Source organism: Ohtaekwangia koreensis, from assembly GCF_900167975.1.
In the GTDB taxonomy this organism is placed as follows: domain Bacteria; phylum Bacteroidota; class Bacteroidia; order Cytophagales; family Cyclobacteriaceae; genus Ohtaekwangia; species Ohtaekwangia koreensis.
On the sequence record NZ_FUZU01000002.1, the window covers coordinates 228,051 to 244,582 of the forward strand.

A 16,532-nucleotide genomic window follows, 5' to 3' on the forward strand; every position below is an offset into this window, starting at 1 on the left:
ATTCGCAATACTCAATTCAGGGCTCCTTGTATCCGCTTTAAATTCTCAATAGTAGCTATAACACGTTGCTCCTCCTTTTTGGTAGTTCGCTTGCGCACTACGAACCAACCGAAAATTACCCATGCGCCATAGCCGATAAATATACTTACCCGCTGCGCAATGGTATAGGTTTGAAGTGCTTCCAAAAAGAATAATACCATGAACAGGTTAAACGATACAAAATATACCGGACCGCTCACGGCAAGCATTCTTCTTCGTAACTCGAAATAATTTTCCCAGGCGTGAATGTGTACGGTTGGCTCCTGCAAGGGCTCGATCTTTAAAAGCTTTCTGCCTGCATATAACTCTACGATTCCCTGCAACAAGCATAGCATCCCCAATCCAGCCACAGAAATAAAAGAGAGCGTAGACGCAATACCAAATCCATCGCTAAAAAGAAAATAGAGAACGACTATGCCTGTTATCGCTAACACAGTACCGCGAAAAAACATAGCCTGCATTAATTTATCCTTCGCTGTTTTATTTTCTTCCTTCAGTGATTCTATCGCTGGAATTACCACAGCAGGTTCTTGCTTATTCCAGAGTGATTGTAATTTTTCAAAGTCTGCCATAGTTATTTATTTTCAATTGCAGAATATATAGTTGCCAGCTGTTGTTTGATGCGGTAGATCTTTACCCGCAGTGTTCCTTCGCGAATTCCTATCGCTTGTGCAATTTGATCATAGGGGAGCTCCTGTAAAACCATACTGATAATAAGACGATCTGCCTCTTCCAGTTGTTGTATAGCTTCATAGAGTAACTGTATAGCACGTTCTTCGCCCGCGCTGTTCTCATCCATTTTCTCCTCCACTGAATGATCTTCCAGTGATACCGTTTTACTTTTTTTATCCTGACGGATATACCCCAGGCATGTATTCACCGCGATGCGATAGATCCAGGTGCCGATCTGTGAGTCGCCCCGAAATTTATCTTTGTTTTTCCATACACTGATAAAAGTATCCTGAAGTAAATCCTTGGCTATATCTGCATCGTTGCAATAGCTCATACACAGATAGTATATATTTTTGGAATAGGTGCTGTACAAAGCCGCAAACTCTTTATCAGCGTTTAGCAATTCACTCACTGATGACAGATCACTTTTGTAAAAACATCGTTACTTCTTTTATGAACCACTGCGATTCATCCCAGTGCATAAAGTCTTTGGCTGTCTCCGTTAACTTCACAGTGTGATCCGGTAATGTTGTATAAAATTTTTCATGCATCTGGTAGCCCTCTTCAGTTGTCATCTTTTTCATCGTTCTGCCAAAATACCATGTTCCGAAACATAAAACCGGAATTTTTATTTCAGGCAGCAAATTTCTCAAGTCGGTAGACATCTGATCAGCAAGCACTGTTGCTATAGTCTTTCGATCGGATTGCGCATTCCAGTCTGCATAAAGTTTTGCTCGCACGGTGTCGTGTGTAATCATATTCTTTCCCATCTGGTACATCATTCCCTGAAAAGCATTGTCGGGCGAGCTCATGTATGCATTCTTCATGTTGCCTGCAAATGTATTTGCCTGCTCTTGAGTAATGTTCGCGTTCAAGACCTGTGCAAGAAAAGGATATGTATCCATAACAATCAATCGCTTGATCAATGCTGGTTGCGCAGCAAGCTGAAGTCCTATAAATCCACCATAGTTCATGCCTACTACGGTAACATTCTTTAGTTTTTTAGTGACGATATAGTTACGGATGGATTCTTTATACTGTTGGGTATAATTGCTATCCAGAGGTTGAAGTCCGGCAAAACCTGCCAGATAAAACACATGGCATTCGTTGGTCTTGGACATTTCTTTAACGGCATCATTCCACATGTCACCTGAACAACCGATGTGTGGTATAAACAGAACCGGATTTCCCTTACCGGTTACCTTCACCTGAAAAACGTTTTTCTCGGCACATGCTACACCTGCTGTTAAAAGGATACAGAGTAATAAAAAGCTTGTAAAATTCTTCATATTATTAAATTTTGCCGTTAGATACCAGTGTCCTTGAATTGTTACAGAAACCAAAAAGTTTTTTTTACTGTGAACTCGTCCGTATGAAATTCGCCACAAAAATTATTATCAGTTGCCTTCTTGCAATGGTTGTGTGCACCTCTATATACCTGAACGCAGCGCTATATTATAAGCCGGAGATCAAAACGGAGGAACAGGACACGATCAACTATGATTTGCTTCTTCAACTACGTTATTTAAAAGGAGCTATTGCCTCCGGTGAGGCGGAAGCGATGCAAAAGCTTTATCCAGAAGGATATATATTTATGCATGCCCTCACTGCATTAGCCTGGCATGACTTCGCACGGCAATGTGATCCTTCATTAGCACTATATGAAGAGGCGCATACTGAGATCTCAAAATCCTGCAGCGCGATAACTGACGATTTGGCAAAATCAACCTTCGATCCATATCTGCAACTTCCATACGGAGCGTTTTATACGGGCTGGAGTAATTTTCTATTGGGCAAGAAATTGGGTCTAGAATCCATGAGTAAAAGAAATATAGAAGAAGTCAATTTATTTAAACAGCAGTGTGAGTCTATTGCGCATGCTCTTGATTCAAGCGTCTCTCCTTACCTTGAATCGTATTACAAGGCAGCATGGCCAGCCGATATGCTTATGTGTATTGCATCACTTGGGCTTCACGATCAATTATATACTCCACGCTATACAGCTACCATAGAAACCTGGCTTAAAAAAGTAAAGACTAATCTTGATGTAAACGGGTTGATCCCGCATGCAGCAGATGCTGTTACTGGCAAACCAAATGAAGATGCACGTGGATCATCACAAAGTCTTATGCTGGTCTTTCTTTACGAAATCGATCCTGACTTTGCACGCCAACAATTCGAACTATATAAGAGATGTTTTTTGGGATCATGTCTTGGTTTGCCGGGTATACGTGAGTATTGCAACGGTACGGCTGGATCAGGAGATATTGATTCCGGCCCTGTGATCTTTGGTATGGGCGCCGCTGCCACGTTGGTTGGCATGCGCACAATGGCTACTTACCATGATCACTCCAATGCGAATGCATTGGAGTGTGGCATTGAAGCGTTTGGTATCCCCATAAAGAATGATCACGAAAAGAAGTATATCTTCGGCACCTTACCAATAGCCGATGCATTCATTGCCTGGGCACATGCAGGCTTACCACGAAAGACGAATGTCGAGAATGATGTTTCCTGGAGAAATTATTTCCACATATATAGCATCCTAATTGTAACCGTTGCCATGCTCTTATTAATCATAGTATGGAGCTATAAAAAGTCATTCAAAAAATCGAACGAGCGATCGAACCTGTCATAAAAAAATGATTCTTCCTTAAATCAAACCTGCTAACTTGCAAGCGATGTAAACATTGTAGCATAATGATTCTTACTAAACTTTTCAGCGACTTCTTTAACAGTGAACGTTCCTCCGGGGTTGTCCTGATCTGTTGCACAATATTCTCATTGGTGGTAACGAATATATTTCCTCCCTATCTGGAATTCTGGCACATAGAATTTGCAGGGCATCACATAACGCATTGGATCAATGATGGATTGATGACTATATTTTTTCTGTTGATCGGACTGGAGCTTGAGCGTGAAGTATATATAGGCGAGCTCTCGGACATCAAGAGTGCTTTGCTTCCGGCACTGGCTGCGCTGGGGGGAATGGTATTGCCTGCATCCATTTATTTTCTTGTAAATATGAATGGAGGCAATCTGCGCGGTGTTGGAATTCCGATGGCAACAGATATCGCTTTTGCTTTGGGGGTGCTTTCACTGCTAGGGAAACGAGTACCAACCTCTCTGAAAATTTTTCTAACTGCACTTGCCGTAATCGATGATCTGGGAGCCATCCTTGTTATCGCTATATTTTATACCAGTACCCTCAGTTGGTTAAACCTTGGTATAGCGTTCGGAATTTTACTTCTGTTGTTTGCCTTTAATCGATTGAAGATCCATTCACCATGGCCATACCTGATCGGTGGCGTTGTAATGTGGTACTTTATGCTACACTCCGGAGTGCACGCTACTATTACCGGAGTGCTGGTGGCTTTCGCTATACCTTTCGGAAAAGGAACAGAACATACGCTCTCGTATAGGCTGCAACACTTCCTTCACAAGCCTGTAGCATTTTTTATACTTCCGCTTTTTGCCCTGGCGAATACCAGCATTCCTATCAGTAGTGATTTTTACTATGCGTTGGGAGGAGCCGTCAGTCTTGGTATTATAGGAGGATTGTTGATTGGAAAGCCAGTGGGAATTGTACTGTTCAGCTACGCAACCGTGAAGTTAAAATTGAGCAGCCTGTCTCCAGATATTTCCTGGAAACATATTATAGGTGCCGGAATTTTAGGAGGCATCGGTTTTACAATGTCGATCTTTATAAGCTTGCTTGCCTTTGATAGTGAAGTGTTCATCGATCAGGCGAAGATCGCAATCATGTTGGTCTCTACTGTTAGTGGTGTTACTGGATTCCTGTATCTCAAATCTGTGCTGAAGGAAAGCTAATAGGCTATATTTGCTGACAAGATATATAGTTACCACAGCCTTGACACAACAATGGCATGCATGCGTATACACAAGGATATTGCTTTACACGACCACTTCCCATTTACCACGTTCGTCCTTTGAATAGGACAAGCCATTACTCATAACGTGTACTTGTTTTCCCGCATTATCCGTATAGTTCTTCTGTTCATATACACGAATTCCGCCATTCTCGTTTGTCAGAAAAGCAATTAGTGCATTCATGGTTGGCGACACATCGTGCAGCCACAGATCATCATTTTCACGAACAAAGGCCTGACTCATTGTATTGAAAGTTAAAGTATAAATTGATAAAAAATGGTGCCTGCAAAAGCACTATTCGAGTTCTTTTAACAAGCCTTGTAAATCCAGTGGGCGAGTATACATTTCGATTGTGCCATCATGTTTCAAGGGCCACTCCTCCTTTGGGCGATCCCAATATAATTCAATACCGTTGTTATCCGGATCGTTTAAATATAGCGCTTGTGAAACACCGTGATCGGAGGCTCCTGTAAAAGGATACGCGGCTTTGTGCAGCCGGTCAAAAATAACAGCAAGATCTTTCCGTGTCGGATAGAGTATAGCAACATGGAACAGTCCTACACCATGTTGTAGAGCGGGAGGAGCATCTTTACTATACCACGTGTTTAAACCTATATGGTGATGATAACCACCTGCCGAAACAAAGGCAGCCTGCGTTCCGTACCGCGTGACGAGTTCAAACCCAAGTAGTCCGCAATAAAACTCTATAGCGCGATCAAGATCAGACACCTTCAAATGAACGTGACCAATGCGTGTATTCGATGGTACTGTGTAAGGCTCCATATTTTATGAATATATAGTGTTAAGAAAACTCTGCTTTGGCAATACTCCCGGTGAATAAATAAATTAATTTATTATCAGTCATCCAGAACGAAATAAACAATGACAGCAACGATTTACCAATTTATGGAATACTCGTACATTCGAACAAATCAAACTAAATCATGAAAGCCTATATTATTGTTGAAGTAAACGTAACGGATCCGGTATTATATGAAGACTATAAGAAGTTAACACCGGCATCGCTCGTACCATTCGAAGGAAAATTTATTGTGCGTGGTGGTGTTACTGAAACACTGGAGGGAGATTGGAAACCCGGACGCTTTGTAGTACTTGAATTCCCATCAGTAGAAAAAGCAAAAGCGTGGTGGTCGTCTGACACCTACGCTCCTGCTAAAGCCTTACGGCAATCGGCCTCACATACCCAGATGATTCTGGCGGAAGGCTTGGAATGATATTGTTAGTTTACCTTGATCAGCTCTACTTCAAAAATCAATGCAGCGTATGGCGGAATTTGTCCACCGGCACCACGTTCGCCATAGCCGAGCTCTTGTGGTATAAATACTTGCCACTTGTCTCCTTCATGCATTAACTGAAGTGCTTCTGTCCAACCGGGTATAACTTCACTTACACCGAACGTTACAGGCTCGCCACGTTCTACAGAACTGTCGAATACAGTGCCGTCTACCAACTTGCCAATGTAATGTACTGTAACATTGTCTGTAGCTTTCGGTGCTTTACCTTTTCCTGCTGTAATAACTTTATACTGCAAGCCGCTTGCTGTGCTGATCACGCCTTCTTTTGTTTTATTTTCTTTCAGGAAGATCTGACTACCTTCTCTCAGCTTGGCATTTTTCTTCGCGGCAGCCTGCTGCATATACTGTTGCACGATCGTCATTGCTTCCTGCTGTTCGATCTTTAATGTTTTATTCTGGTATACATCACGAATGGCAATCGTCAGTGCTTCAACATCGAGTGAATCTCCACCTTGCGTTTTCAAATTAGATGCTACAAGTACTCCCAAACCATAACTTGCTTTCTTTACGGTATCGGTTAATACTATATCCTTGGGTTTCTTCAGTTGTTCAATTTCAGCTTTCAGCTTTGTTACTTCTGCCTGCAACTCTTTCTTCGATTGTGCAAAAAGTGGCAAGGCAATGATCATGGAAAAACAAAAAACAAATAATTTCATTATATATAGTTAAACGTTAAAAATTCAGAATTACAAAAGAGATATATACCTATATCAGTTTACCGATAAGGTCATCGACACTAATGCCTTCGGCCTCTGCCTTGAAATTGCGTACAATGCGATGACGCAATACAGGCTTGGCTATAGCTTGTACATCTTCAATATCAGGAGAGTATTTACCATTGAGCAATGCGTTGCATTTTGCTCCGAGCACCAGGTATTGTGAAGCACGCGGACCTGCACCCCACTCAAGGTAATCTTTCGATACAGAAGAACTTCCGGCAACTCCCGGACGGGTTTTATTAGCCAGGTTTACCGCGTACTCAATTACATTATCCGGCACCGGCACTCTGCGCACCAGATGCTGGAAGTATGTGATCTCCTCCGCATTTAATATTTTATTTACGGTCTTTACTTCGTCTGACGTTGTGTTCTTAACGACAGTCACTTCATCCTGTATAGATGGATATGTGAGAAGTATATTAAACATGAAACGATCGAGCTGAGCTTCCGGAAGCGGATATGTACCTTCTTGCTCAATCGGATTTTGTGTTGCCAATACGAAGAACGGCCTTGGAAGATCGTACCGTTGTCCTGCGATCGTCACAGAATATTCCTGCATAGACTCCAGCAGCGCTGCCTGTGTTTTCGGAGGCGTCCGGTTGATTTCATCTGCCAATACTATATTCGCGAACACAGGGCCCTTCACGAATTTGAAGTTACGCTCTTTATCCATCGTCTCAGCGCCCACTATATCAGAAGGCATTAAGTCTGGCGTAAACTGAATACGCTTGAATTGAAGATCGAGGGAAGTAGCGATGGTTTGCACCAACAATGTTTTAGCCAACCCAGGAACGCCTACCAGCAAGGAGTGTCCTTGACAGAAAACTCCAGTGAGTACCTGGCGGACGACCTCTTCTTGTCCAATAACGATTTTAGAGATTTCGGTTCTCAGATTCTTGTAAGCAATAGCCATTGCGTTGGCTGCTTCAACATCGGATGCAAATTTTGTCATTGGTTCTCGTCTAAAATTCCACAATTATCATAAGTCGGATCAATACTTATAAAAACATCTTTCCGGGCTTTATCGAACCACTTCTGAAGGATCTTATCTTTTTTCTCGTTTAAGGTAGCAGCTTGTATACGCGACCAATCATTTTCCAAAGAAGCCTGGTGTGGTGCGAACCTTGATTTATAGTATAGAATACGCACGGCATTCTTTCCATCATCCGTACGATAAGTGATTGGTTTAGACACATCGCCAACCTGCATCGAATCCAGTTTAAAGAACACTACAGGATCCAGCTCGTCAACCATTAATCTTGTGCCGCCATCGCCATCACTAAAAAATCCACCGTTGCCTTTTGTCTCTACATCATCCGAGTATTCTTTCGCTGCATTTTGAAACCGTATACTATCCGATACTATTCTGCTGCGAAGGCTATCAAGATAGCGTGTTGCTTTTTTAATATCGTTGGCAGACGGCTTTGGTGAAATAAGTATATGGCGTGAGTGGTATTCATTTCCTCTTCGTTCAATCAACTGCATGATGTGAAAACCAAATTGTGATTTGAACGGCATCGATATTTCATTCGGCTTTAATTTGAATGCCATCGCTTCGTACTCGGGTACCATCCGTCCGCGACCTGACCAACCCATATCGCCTGCATTGGACGTGACGCTGGGGTCATCCGAATGCTTCTTCGCGAGCGTTGCAAAATCTTCTCCCGATAAAATCCTGTTGCGTATACCTGTTAACTCTGCACGTGTTAAATTCTCCTGCTCTTCACTAACGGTAGCGATCTTTACAATCTGTGCTACCTCCACCGATGCAGAAAAATAGGGCAAACTATCTTTCGGAATTTTACTGTAAAAACGTTTTACTTCTGCCGGAGTAACACCTATACCTTTTGTTATTTCTTCCTGCATTTTACGCACTACAAGTTGTTCACGTTCCTGATCGCGAATCTCCAAGCGAATCTGCTCCAATGTTTTTCCGTAGCGTTCTTCGAGTTCGTCAGGTGATACGCCCGCTTGCGCGATAATCATATCCATCTTACGTTGTGTATACTGATCTACATCTGCATCCGCTACTACCACGGAATCTATTTCCGCTTTCGCCATCATCAGTTTATTACGGATGAGAAGCGCGAGATACTGGCAGCGCACCTGTGGGGAGGCAGAACCTCCGTTCGTCAGGTAATCCTGGTAAGCACGCTCGAGATCAGATTTCAATACGATATAGTTATCAACTTTCGAGATGATCTTATCCACTACGAAGCCTTTGTTCTCAGGTTCCGCTGTCTCTTGCGCCCATGCCGATGGAATAATTATTCCAAGCGCCAACACGAGCATTATATGTTTTACTATACTCTTCATATCATTTAAAAATCTCAAATTCTTTTTGGTCTGCACCATTGTTATATACTTCGTCTTCCAGCTTGTCTGCAAGCTCCACTTTGCGTTTGTTGAGAATAATATTCCGGATGTCATCCTTTACAAACTCCAGGGGCGATACGTTGTCCGAAATGCGGTACTGATCTACCTTTAAAAAGTAAAGATAGCCATCATCGGAAGTTTCGTAATAGGGGTTTGATTTTAAAAACTGAATTTTATTCGGGATTTCCACCAAAGGCGAATTCCTTACAAGATCATCAAAAATCATCCAGCTTGAGTCGGAGATATGATATGCTGATGAAAAGCTCAGGCAATACGATTTAAGCTCTTTCTCATCTTTTTCACGCTTTGAGAAAATGAGCTCTTTGATCCTCGCTGTTCGCGGAGCATTCTTGGGAACCTTAATAAAAGTAGCTTGTACAATGTTCTGCTTCAGCAGAAAGTTATCGATGTTCCCTTTGTAATATTTTTCAACCTCCGCATTGGATATGATCGTGTCCAAATGCTGCTTAACGTAGTAGTTCTGATACTCGTACGCAATAATGCTATAGCGATAATCCAGGATCTTGCGTTCAACATCGGCTTCATTGATATCAATTTTTCGGGTCGCTTCCTGAATGAGTAGCTGTTTACGAATCCAGCTATTTATATATGCCTCCACGCGTGTTGTGCTATCGCGTTTGGTTGTGCCCGGAGCAATGATGCCTTCGAGTTCGTCTTTATAAAGATACGTATTGTCAACCCGGGCAATAGGCTGACGGTCTTCATCACTTCCGGATGAATCCTTCTTCATTTTTATGAAATCACATCCGGCAAGCGTTAGTCCTGTCAAGACAAACAAAACGAATAAATTCCTTTTAGTATATACATGAAAAGGGTTAAACGAATTTCGCTTACTCGGTAGATTACTTTTGCTGAAGGTTTTGAAATACGTATTGCTTCCCTTTTTCATTCACTTTCACAGAATATTTCTTCTTTAATTGCTGAACCCAGTTCTTCTCCAGGTATGTTTGATAATCGGAGATAACCGCTGGTCTTGCTTCCTCAAACGACATCGGACCGGGAGGAAGTATATCCTTAAGCCACGCAAGGTAATACATTCCGTTATTTTCCGTTGAATGAACGCCTGCTGTCCACGGAACCTTCCGCAGGATTGTTTTTTCTTCTTTTTTATAAAAGCCTGTCTCAGTCTTAAGCTTGTTTTGTGCTACAAATTCCTGAATTGCCTTTTCGTCACCCGCTTCCAAAATTGGTTTAAGCTTCGCCACAAAATTATTAGAGGCTGTAAAATAAAAGGATGCCTTGGCACGCTCACCTGCCTGGTAATCATTCACATGGGCATCATAGTATTTGTGCTGTCCTACAGAATCATCTGATGCTTTATTCCAGACTTCTTTTTCCATGATCTCAAACAACAGAATACCTTCGTAGTATTCCTGAAGGAGATATGTATAATCGGGGTTCTCACGCATAATTTTTTCTTCCTGCAGCGTTAGGATGCTCGCATCAACAAAATGGTTGTAGAGTTCTTCCAAATACTTTGCAGGAAGTTGAGACGTAGGTTTTTGATTTTTTTGCGCGTAGTCGAGGAAGTCCTTTACTGAATAATTTTTTCCGGTGAGCGAGAACAGGATTTCTTTATTTGCTTTCGGATATGCAGGTGCTTTCCACTTCCCGGTTTGAATACTTGTATCGGCTAAAGCCAGCACTTTTGTTTTAGCAGCAGGTTGTTCTGTAAACTGAAAATCCTTTCGGAGTTTCAAGGTGAGTGCTTGCTTAGACACTTGTGTGCGCTCATCGCGGTTAACTCGGCTCTTCAGCGATGCATTTAATTCTTCAAATGGTGCGAGCGGAATTTTACGCTCAAGTTTCATGATGTGCCAGCCATATTGCGTTTGAAACGGATCAGATATTTCTCCGGGTTTATTCAATGAAAACGCAATACGCTCGAACTCTGGTATACTTGCCATGGCTCCTACTCCGAACTGCTTGAGTTTACCTCCGCTATCTTTTGATCCGGGGTCTTCCGAGTACTGCCTGCAAAGTTCATCCCATTTTACACCGGCTTGCAATTCATCATATATATCAAAGATGGTATTCTTTACTTTTTCGTTGTCTTTGCCATCCCCGGTCCGAAGCATGATGTGTGAGATTTCTACTTCACCTCGCGCAGGTCTGCGGTCCGTTACATATATAATGTGATAACCAAATCGTGATCGTATCGGCATGGAGACCTCACCAACCTTTGTACTATATGCTGCCGACTCAAACGGATATACCATCTGCATCGCAGTGAAATAACCGAGGTTACCCTGGTTGGTTCTTGCCGATGGATCTTCAGAAAACTCTGATGCTATCATTCCAAAGTCTTCACCTTTTTTAATTTTATTTCGAAGATCAATGATTTTATTGTAAGCCTTTAAAGTGTCTTCCGGTGAAGCATCGGGTTTAACATTGATCAAAATATGTGAAGCTCTCACCTCTTCCTTCATGCGGTTATAAGTAAGCCGCACCAGGCTGTCGGTTAGTTTCGTATCCGGGAGGTACGGCTTCCGAAGTTCATCTTTATACTGGCTATATTCTTTGATGAAGGCTTGTGTGGTATCAAGACCTCTCGCTTTTGCTTCTTCAACTTTTAGTTTGAAGTTTATAAACAGATCCAGGTATTCCTGAATTTTTTCATTGGTAAAATCTTCTGATTTATTCTGGTGATTCTTTTTATACAGGTATATAAACTCGTTAGTGGTTACAGTTTTTTTATTCACTGTAAAAAGAGTCTGCGATTTGGGGGCTTTTTGTTTTTTGCCTTGCGCAAAACTGAATGTAATCATTGCGCTGCCGAGCAGCATCAGGATTGCAAATCGTCTCATAGGTTTAGGGAGAATTTATTGATAGTGAACGGATTTTATCAGGCGACAAACATTTCGCCCGCTTCGGTTTTGATATTCGACTTTGTCCATGATGGATTTCACTAACCGAATTCCAAGGCCGCCTTTACGCTTTTGATGAACGATATTATCAATGGCCGGTTCGTGAAATTGATTGATGTCAAAGACTGTTCCATCATCTACAATTTCAAAAACAACGGGATTATTTTTATCTACCAGAATATGTAATTCAAACAAGTCATCCGGATTACAATGATGTGCATGGATCATAAGGTTTGAGCACATCTCATCGATGGCCAGCACGATCTCGCTGATCTGCAAGTCAGCCACACCATGATTCTTCAATGATGTACGGATAAAATCCCGCACACCTTTCAGATTCTCGATGCTACATCCAACTTTATACGTATAGTTCATGCGACCATTTGCTTTGCCTCTACCTTATCTTTTCCAATCTGGAGCAGCTCATTCAACCCGAGAATACTAAATGTATTCGCTACTCTTTCGCTCATGCCATAGAGTACCATACGAATGTCCCGATCTTTAAACTCTTCGATATAGGACATAAATACTCCCAATCCGGCAGATGAAATATATTCGAGCGCTCCGCAGTCCACAAGGATCTTAGTAAATCCTTCTCCCACACTTTTGGCAATTGCCAAATCAAGCTCTATGGAAGAGCTGGCGTCAATTTCACCAATGAGGGCAATGACGTCTGCACCATCTTCCTGCATTCTCTTGATGTGGATCATAGGGATTTAACGTTTTTTAGTTTTTTATGTTCTCTTCGTTTTATCTCGGCTTCCCTCAGGCAGTCCGTTGTCAATTCTTATTCTTTAATGCCTCACGTTCCCTATCACTTGAACTTGACGATCATAGTCGTATAGTCATCATTGATATTTTCAGTTCCCGTGAATTCGTACAGTTTTTTGATCAGGTGATCCTGGATTTCTTTCGGTCCAAGAGTCCTTACTTCGTTTACCACGCTTTCCAAACGTTCATACCCGAACTCGTCACCTTTCGGATCTTTCGCTTCGGTAATGCCATCGGTATATAGCACCATAACATCGCCTGATTTATATTCAAATTCATTTGCCTGGATGAAGTTCTTATAGCTTTTATTTCGAACCATTCCCAGGGCTATACCTTTATCTTTAAAATATAACGCCTGTTCTTTTCCTGCACAGAAATATAGCACGGGACAATGTCCTGCGCGGGCATATCGGATCTTCTTTGTCTGGGTGTTGATAACAAAGTATATCGCTGAGATAAAGGAACCGCGTTCCAAACAATACACCAGCGCCTGGTTAGAGCGAACCATGAATGTATCGGGTTCTATATCTTCCTGCGCAAGGCTGTGAAAAATTCCTTTCATCTGCGACATATGGAAAGCCGCAGTAGTTCCTTTTCCTGAAACGTCTGCAATGATGAGTGATACGAGATGATCGTTGATGCGAATGGTATCGTAATAATCGCCTCCTACTTCATCAGCAGATTCCGAGAAAGCTTCAATTTCGAAATCATTATCTTTTTCAAGAACATCGGGGAGCAGGCTTTTTTGCACCATCTTGGCGATCTTGAGCTCTTCCTTGTAACGTTCATTTTGCAGCGCCTCCTCCATTAACCGAAAATTCTCAATAGAAATTCCCGCCTGGTTGGCAAACGTTGAAACGATTTTGGTCATTTCCTTATTGAAGCCTTCGGGTAATTCTTTCAACAACGCGAGTGTCCCTATATTTTCACCCTTTACAAAAATCGGGAACGCCAGGATGGATCGGAATCGTGAACCTTTCAGCGAAGCCAAATGCTTCGACATGTTTTTGGTCTTGTCACTGCTTTGCTCCAGTATACCTTTTACGTTATGCGTTTTAAGATGCGAAATAATGTCATGCGCTTCTTTGTCGGTAATCTTATAGGTAAACAGTTTATAGTTGAGTTGCTTGCTATTCACTTCAAGCCACGCAGCATCCGCGAATACTGTACTGACGGATGTCTCCAGTAAAATATTGTAAACGCTCTCTTCGTTCTGCTCTGTCTGTATAGATTGACTGATCCGTTGGAAATTCACAACCTCTTCCAGCTTTTGCTCAAACACTGATGTTGTCGGCAGGTTGAACAGAATAACAAGGAAGGAAAATGTACTATAGATGGTGACGAAAACAATTAGCGAAAGCACGAAAATGTGATGCCTGTAATCGGTGAAATGCGGTACTGTATTCGCGATACTTTCCGATAGCGAGCTGTTTGTGTAAAAGAGATACAGCAGATAAAAAATCGTAAGCAGCAATAACAATAAGCTCGTCCACTTCTGGCGAAAGTTCAGATATGCTACCCACTTCATATTCCCAGACAATACGAGTCCGGCCATAACGAATACACTGAGAAGCGTAACGTATAACCACTCCGTCATCGGAATGTCAAACGTGTTGTATAGCAGAGAGAATAATAAGCCTACTTCAAAAAATGCCCACAGGCGTAAAAGCCATTTTGACTTTTGATATAGTATAAGTCGCTTCCAGGCCGTGAATGCCATCAGCAGGAAGCCGATCATCAACGCGAGGTTGATCAGGTAAATCAGATCTTTAAAAACAACATTGGTGGTAAGTCGGGTGCTGCCCATCAAAAATTCAAGCAATCGCAACGAAAGTGATATTACCGTAAACACCAACCCCGTTGCAAACACGCGCCACAGAAGATCCACAAAGTTTAATACTTCATCGCGCTCAATCTTCAGTTTGAAATAATAAAAAACGGAGAGGATATATAAGTTCAGAATAACACCAGGAAGCCACGTGGGCAGCTCTTGTTTAATATTGGCGTTGGATGAGCTGAAAACAATGGAAATATCCGTAAACAGCAAGGCCAGCCAGGTGATAACACCTACCAGAAAGAGTAATCGGGTAATGGCCTTGGTACGCATTGAGGATAAAAAAAGCCAATCAAGCGATGATTGGCTCCGCAATTATAGGAATAAATCGGTAAGATTTATTCAATTACAGTCTTCTGAATAAGTCTTCCTTGAGGCTCTGGGCTTTATTTTTTTCCGACTCGGAAAAAAGTCCGGCCATTTCCGGTTATGGAATTTAAAGAAGAGACAAGGTTTCCATATGCTCTCTTGAAAGTGCTTTAAGAACTAACTTCCGAAACCTTGTTTCCAAAAAAGTTTATTTACGGCTGTAGTTTGGAGCTTCCCGGGTGATGCTTACATCGTGCGGATGGCTTTCTGTAACTCCGGCAGACGTTATCTTAACGAACTTGGCCTGCTTAAGCTTTTCAATATTCTTTGCTCCACAATATCCCATCCCGGCTTTTAATCCTCCTACCAGTTGATATAGCACTTCCGATACCAATCCTTTGAATGGCACCCTTCCGGAGATTCCTTCCGGAACGAGTTTTTTAATATCATCTTCTACATCCTGGAAGTAACGGTCTTTCGAGCCATCTTCCATTGCTTCCAGTGAACCCATGCCGCGATAGCTCTTGAATTTTCTTCCTTCATAAATGATCACTTCTCCAGGAGCTTCTTCTGTTCCTGCGAGGAGAGAACCAATCATGATACTATCCGCTCCGGCAGCTATAGCTTTCACCAGGTCACCTGAGAAACGTATACCACCATCGGCAATAATTTTCATTCCGGAACCCTTCGCTGCTTTCGCTGCTTCATATACAGCGCTGAGCTGTGGCAAGCCTACACCGGCAACTACCCGCGTTGTACAGATACTGCCGGGGCCAACGCCAACTTTAACAGCACTGGCACCAATTTTAGCAAGTGCTTTTGCTGCTTCGCCTGTCGCTATATTTCCTACGATGAGATCGAGTTCAGGATATTTTTTCTTAACACGTTTCGCTGCATCCATCACACCTTTCGAATGCCCGTGTGCAGTATCAATACTGATTACATCTACACCTGCAATTCGCAGTGCCTCGATACGATCGAGTATATCTGGTGTCACCCCAACAGCTGCCCCTACACGCAATCTTCCGAACTGATCATTACATGCATTCGGCTTATTCTTTTTCTTTTGAATGTCTTTGAAAGTGATAAGCCCGGTAAGCTTTCCTTTTTTATTGACGATCGGAAGTTTTTCGATTTTATACTTCTTCAGCGTTCCTTCTGCCTGATCGAGTGTTATACCTTCTGAAGCAGTGATCAGATTATCTTTCGTCATGATCTTTTCAACCGCTGCATCCATGTCTTTTTGAAAACGCAGATCACGATTTGTGATGATACCCACAAGTTTACCACCTTGATCAACTACGGGAATACCACCAATGCGATACTCACGCATAATCTTTTCAGCTTCGCGCACAGTGGCATGAATTTCCAAAGTAATCGGATCAAGTATCAGTCCGCTTTGTGAGCGTTTTACTTTACGCACCTGTTCAGCCTGTTGTTCGATCTTCATGTTTTTATGAATGAATCCAAGGCCGCCCTCCAGTGCCATGCTAATGGCAAGTTCAGCTTCCGTTACCGTATCCATAGCAGCCGAAACAATTGGAATGTTAAGCTGAATGTTGCTGGTTAGGAAGCTTGTTGTAGATGTTTCGCGTGGAAGGACTTCAGAATACGCAGGAACAAGAAGCACATCATCGTATGTGAGCGCTTCAAAGAGAAATTTAGAATTATCGAGCGGCATAGCAAATAATATTACGATTCATTATTTGCCGGGCAA

General features: G+C 42.3%; 17 protein-coding genes. 3 read left to right on the plus strand and 14 right to left on the minus strand.

Annotated elements, in window-relative coordinates:
- Positions 1-11: 11 nt before the first annotated feature.
- Genes B5Y40_RS13875 through B5Y40_RS13885 form a run of 3 tightly spaced genes read right to left on the minus strand, consistent with a single transcriptional unit; the run spans position 12 to position 2,000 of the window.
- Complete coding sequence (locus B5Y40_RS13875; RefSeq protein ID WP_079687399.1) at positions 12-611, minus strand: hypothetical protein; 600 nt, start codon at positions 609-611, stop codon at positions 12-14.
- A 2-nt stretch (positions 612-613) separates the two neighbouring features.
- Complete coding sequence (locus B5Y40_RS13880) at positions 614-1,123, minus strand: RNA polymerase sigma factor (RefSeq protein ID WP_221408950.1); 510 nt, start codon at positions 1,121-1,123, stop codon at positions 614-616.
- Between the two features lie 10 nt (positions 1,124-1,133).
- Entirely contained in the window at positions 1,134-2,000 is an 867-nt protein-coding gene (locus tag B5Y40_RS13885; RefSeq protein WP_079687400.1) for an alpha/beta fold hydrolase, read from the minus strand.
- An 83-nt stretch (positions 2,001-2,083) separates the two neighbouring features.
- Here B5Y40_RS13885 and B5Y40_RS13890 point away from each other — a divergent pair, with 83 nt between their 5' ends.
- Together B5Y40_RS13890 and nhaA are read left to right on the plus strand one after the other, a co-directional pair.
- Positions 2,084-3,349, plus strand: coding sequence for a hypothetical protein (locus B5Y40_RS13890; RefSeq protein ID WP_079687401.1), 1,266 nt, complete (start codon positions 2,084-2,086; stop codon positions 3,347-3,349).
- A gap of 62 nt (positions 3,350-3,411) precedes the next feature.
- Positions 3,412-4,542 carry a Na+/H+ antiporter NhaA gene (gene nhaA / locus B5Y40_RS13895; RefSeq protein ID WP_079687402.1) on the plus strand — a complete coding sequence of 377 codons (1,131 nt, stop codon included), beginning with the start codon at positions 3,412-3,414 and terminating at the stop codon, positions 4,540-4,542.
- A gap of 84 nt (positions 4,543-4,626) precedes the next feature.
- Here nhaA and B5Y40_RS13900 read toward each other — a convergent pair whose 3' ends face one another.
- A complete protein-coding gene (locus tag B5Y40_RS13900; RefSeq protein WP_079687403.1) occupies positions 4,627-4,845 on the minus strand; it encodes a hypothetical protein in 219 nt (72 codons plus the stop codon).
- 51 nt (positions 4,846-4,896) lie between these two features.
- Positions 4,897-5,385 (minus strand): VOC family protein, encoded by a 489-nt coding sequence (locus B5Y40_RS13905; RefSeq protein ID WP_079687404.1) that lies wholly within the window; start codon positions 5,383-5,385, stop codon positions 4,897-4,899.
- Between the two features lie 161 nt (positions 5,386-5,546).
- Here B5Y40_RS13905 and B5Y40_RS13910 point away from each other — a divergent pair, with 161 nt between their 5' ends.
- Positions 5,547-5,837, plus strand: coding sequence for a DUF1330 domain-containing protein (locus B5Y40_RS13910; RefSeq protein ID WP_079687405.1), 291 nt, complete (start codon positions 5,547-5,549; stop codon positions 5,835-5,837).
- A gap of 5 nt (positions 5,838-5,842) precedes the next feature.
- On the opposite strand, the gene B5Y40_RS13915 is transcribed toward B5Y40_RS13910, so the two are convergent.
- The 9 genes from B5Y40_RS13915 to guaB all read right to left on the minus strand — a co-directional run bounded on the left by B5Y40_RS13915 (position 5,843) and on the right by guaB (position 16,496).
- Positions 5,843-6,574 carry a BamJ family beta-barrel-assembly machinery protein gene (locus B5Y40_RS13915; protein ID WP_079687406.1) on the minus strand — a complete coding sequence of 244 codons (732 nt, stop codon included), beginning with the start codon at positions 6,572-6,574 and terminating at the stop codon, positions 5,843-5,845.
- A 49-nt stretch (positions 6,575-6,623) separates the two neighbouring features.
- The gene (locus tag B5Y40_RS13920; RefSeq protein WP_079687407.1) at positions 6,624-7,589 is read right to left on the minus strand and encodes an AAA family ATPase; all 966 of its coding nucleotides are present in this window, start codon (positions 7,587-7,589) and stop codon (positions 6,624-6,626) included.
- A complete protein-coding gene (locus tag B5Y40_RS13925) occupies positions 7,586-8,953 on the minus strand; it encodes a peptidylprolyl isomerase (protein WP_079687408.1) in 1,368 nt (455 codons plus the stop codon). The genes B5Y40_RS13920 and B5Y40_RS13925 overlap by 4 nt, the downstream gene beginning before the upstream one ends.
- A gap of 1 nt (position 8,954) precedes the next feature.
- Positions 8,955-9,764, minus strand: a complete 810-nt coding sequence (locus B5Y40_RS13930) for a hypothetical protein (RefSeq protein WP_079688436.1) — start codon at positions 9,762-9,764, stop codon at positions 8,955-8,957.
- Positions 9,765-9,876: 112 nt separating this feature from the next.
- A complete protein-coding gene (locus B5Y40_RS13935; RefSeq protein WP_079687409.1) occupies positions 9,877-11,841 on the minus strand; it encodes a peptidylprolyl isomerase in 1,965 nt (654 codons plus the stop codon).
- 15 nt (positions 11,842-11,856) lie between these two features.
- Entirely contained in the window at positions 11,857-12,276 is a 420-nt protein-coding gene (locus tag B5Y40_RS13940; protein WP_079687410.1) for an ATP-binding protein, read from the minus strand.
- Entirely contained in the window at positions 12,273-12,611 is a 339-nt protein-coding gene (locus tag B5Y40_RS13945) for an STAS domain-containing protein (protein ID WP_079687411.1), read from the minus strand. Before B5Y40_RS13945 ends, B5Y40_RS13940 begins: the two co-directional genes overlap by 4 nt.
- A 104-nt stretch (positions 12,612-12,715) precedes the next feature.
- On the minus strand, positions 12,716-14,779 hold the full coding sequence (locus B5Y40_RS13950) for a GAF domain-containing SpoIIE family protein phosphatase (RefSeq protein ID WP_079687412.1): 2,064 nt from the start codon (positions 14,777-14,779) through the stop codon (positions 12,716-12,718).
- Positions 14,780-15,023: 244 nt separating this feature from the next.
- Positions 15,024-16,496, minus strand: coding sequence for an IMP dehydrogenase (guaB, locus tag B5Y40_RS13955; RefSeq protein ID WP_079687413.1), 1,473 nt, complete (start codon positions 16,494-16,496; stop codon positions 15,024-15,026).
- Positions 16,497-16,532 lie beyond the last annotated feature (36 nt).

Coding starts and splice junctions, on each gene's coding strand:
- B5Y40_RS13875 (WP_079687399.1), bottom strand. CDS start 611: ATGGCAGACTTTGAAAAATTACAATCACTCTGGAATAAGCAAGAACCT.
- B5Y40_RS13885 (WP_079687400.1), bottom strand. CDS start 2,000: ATGAAGAATTTTACAAGCTTTTTATTACTCTGTATCCTTTTAACAGCA.
- B5Y40_RS13890 (WP_079687401.1), top strand. CDS start 2,084: ATGAAATTCGCCACAAAAATTATTATCAGTTGCCTTCTTGCAATGGTT.
- nhaA (WP_079687402.1), top strand. CDS start 3,412: ATGATTCTTACTAAACTTTTCAGCGACTTCTTTAACAGTGAACGTTCC.
- B5Y40_RS13900 (WP_079687403.1), bottom strand. CDS start 4,845: ATGAGTCAGGCCTTTGTTCGTGAAAATGATGATCTGTGGCTGCACGAT.
- B5Y40_RS13905 (WP_079687404.1), bottom strand. CDS start 5,385: ATGGAGCCTTACACAGTACCATCGAATACACGCATTGGTCACGTTCAT.
- B5Y40_RS13910 (WP_079687405.1), top strand. CDS start 5,547: ATGAAAGCCTATATTATTGTTGAAGTAAACGTAACGGATCCGGTATTA.
- B5Y40_RS13915 (WP_079687406.1), bottom strand. CDS start 6,574: ATGAAATTATTTGTTTTTTGTTTTTCCATGATCATTGCCTTGCCACTT.
- B5Y40_RS13920 (WP_079687407.1), bottom strand. CDS start 7,589: ATGACAAAATTTGCATCCGATGTTGAAGCAGCCAACGCAATGGCTATT.
- B5Y40_RS13925 (WP_079687408.1), bottom strand. CDS start 8,953: ATGAAGAGTATAGTAAAACATATAATGCTCGTGTTGGCGCTTGGAATA.
- B5Y40_RS13930 (WP_079688436.1), bottom strand. CDS start 9,764: ATGAAGAAGGATTCATCCGGAAGTGATGAAGACCGTCAGCCTATTGCC.
- B5Y40_RS13935 (WP_079687409.1), bottom strand. CDS start 11,841: ATGAGACGATTTGCAATCCTGATGCTGCTCGGCAGCGCAATGATTACA.
- B5Y40_RS13940 (WP_079687410.1), bottom strand. CDS start 12,276: ATGAACTATACGTATAAAGTTGGATGTAGCATCGAGAATCTGAAAGGT.
- B5Y40_RS13945 (WP_079687411.1), bottom strand. CDS start 12,611: ATGATCCACATCAAGAGAATGCAGGAAGATGGTGCAGACGTCATTGCC.
- B5Y40_RS13950 (WP_079687412.1), bottom strand. CDS start 14,779: ATGCGTACCAAGGCCATTACCCGATTACTCTTTCTGGTAGGTGTTATC.
- guaB (WP_079687413.1), bottom strand. CDS start 16,496: ATGCCGCTCGATAATTCTAAATTTCTCTTTGAAGCGCTCACATACGAT.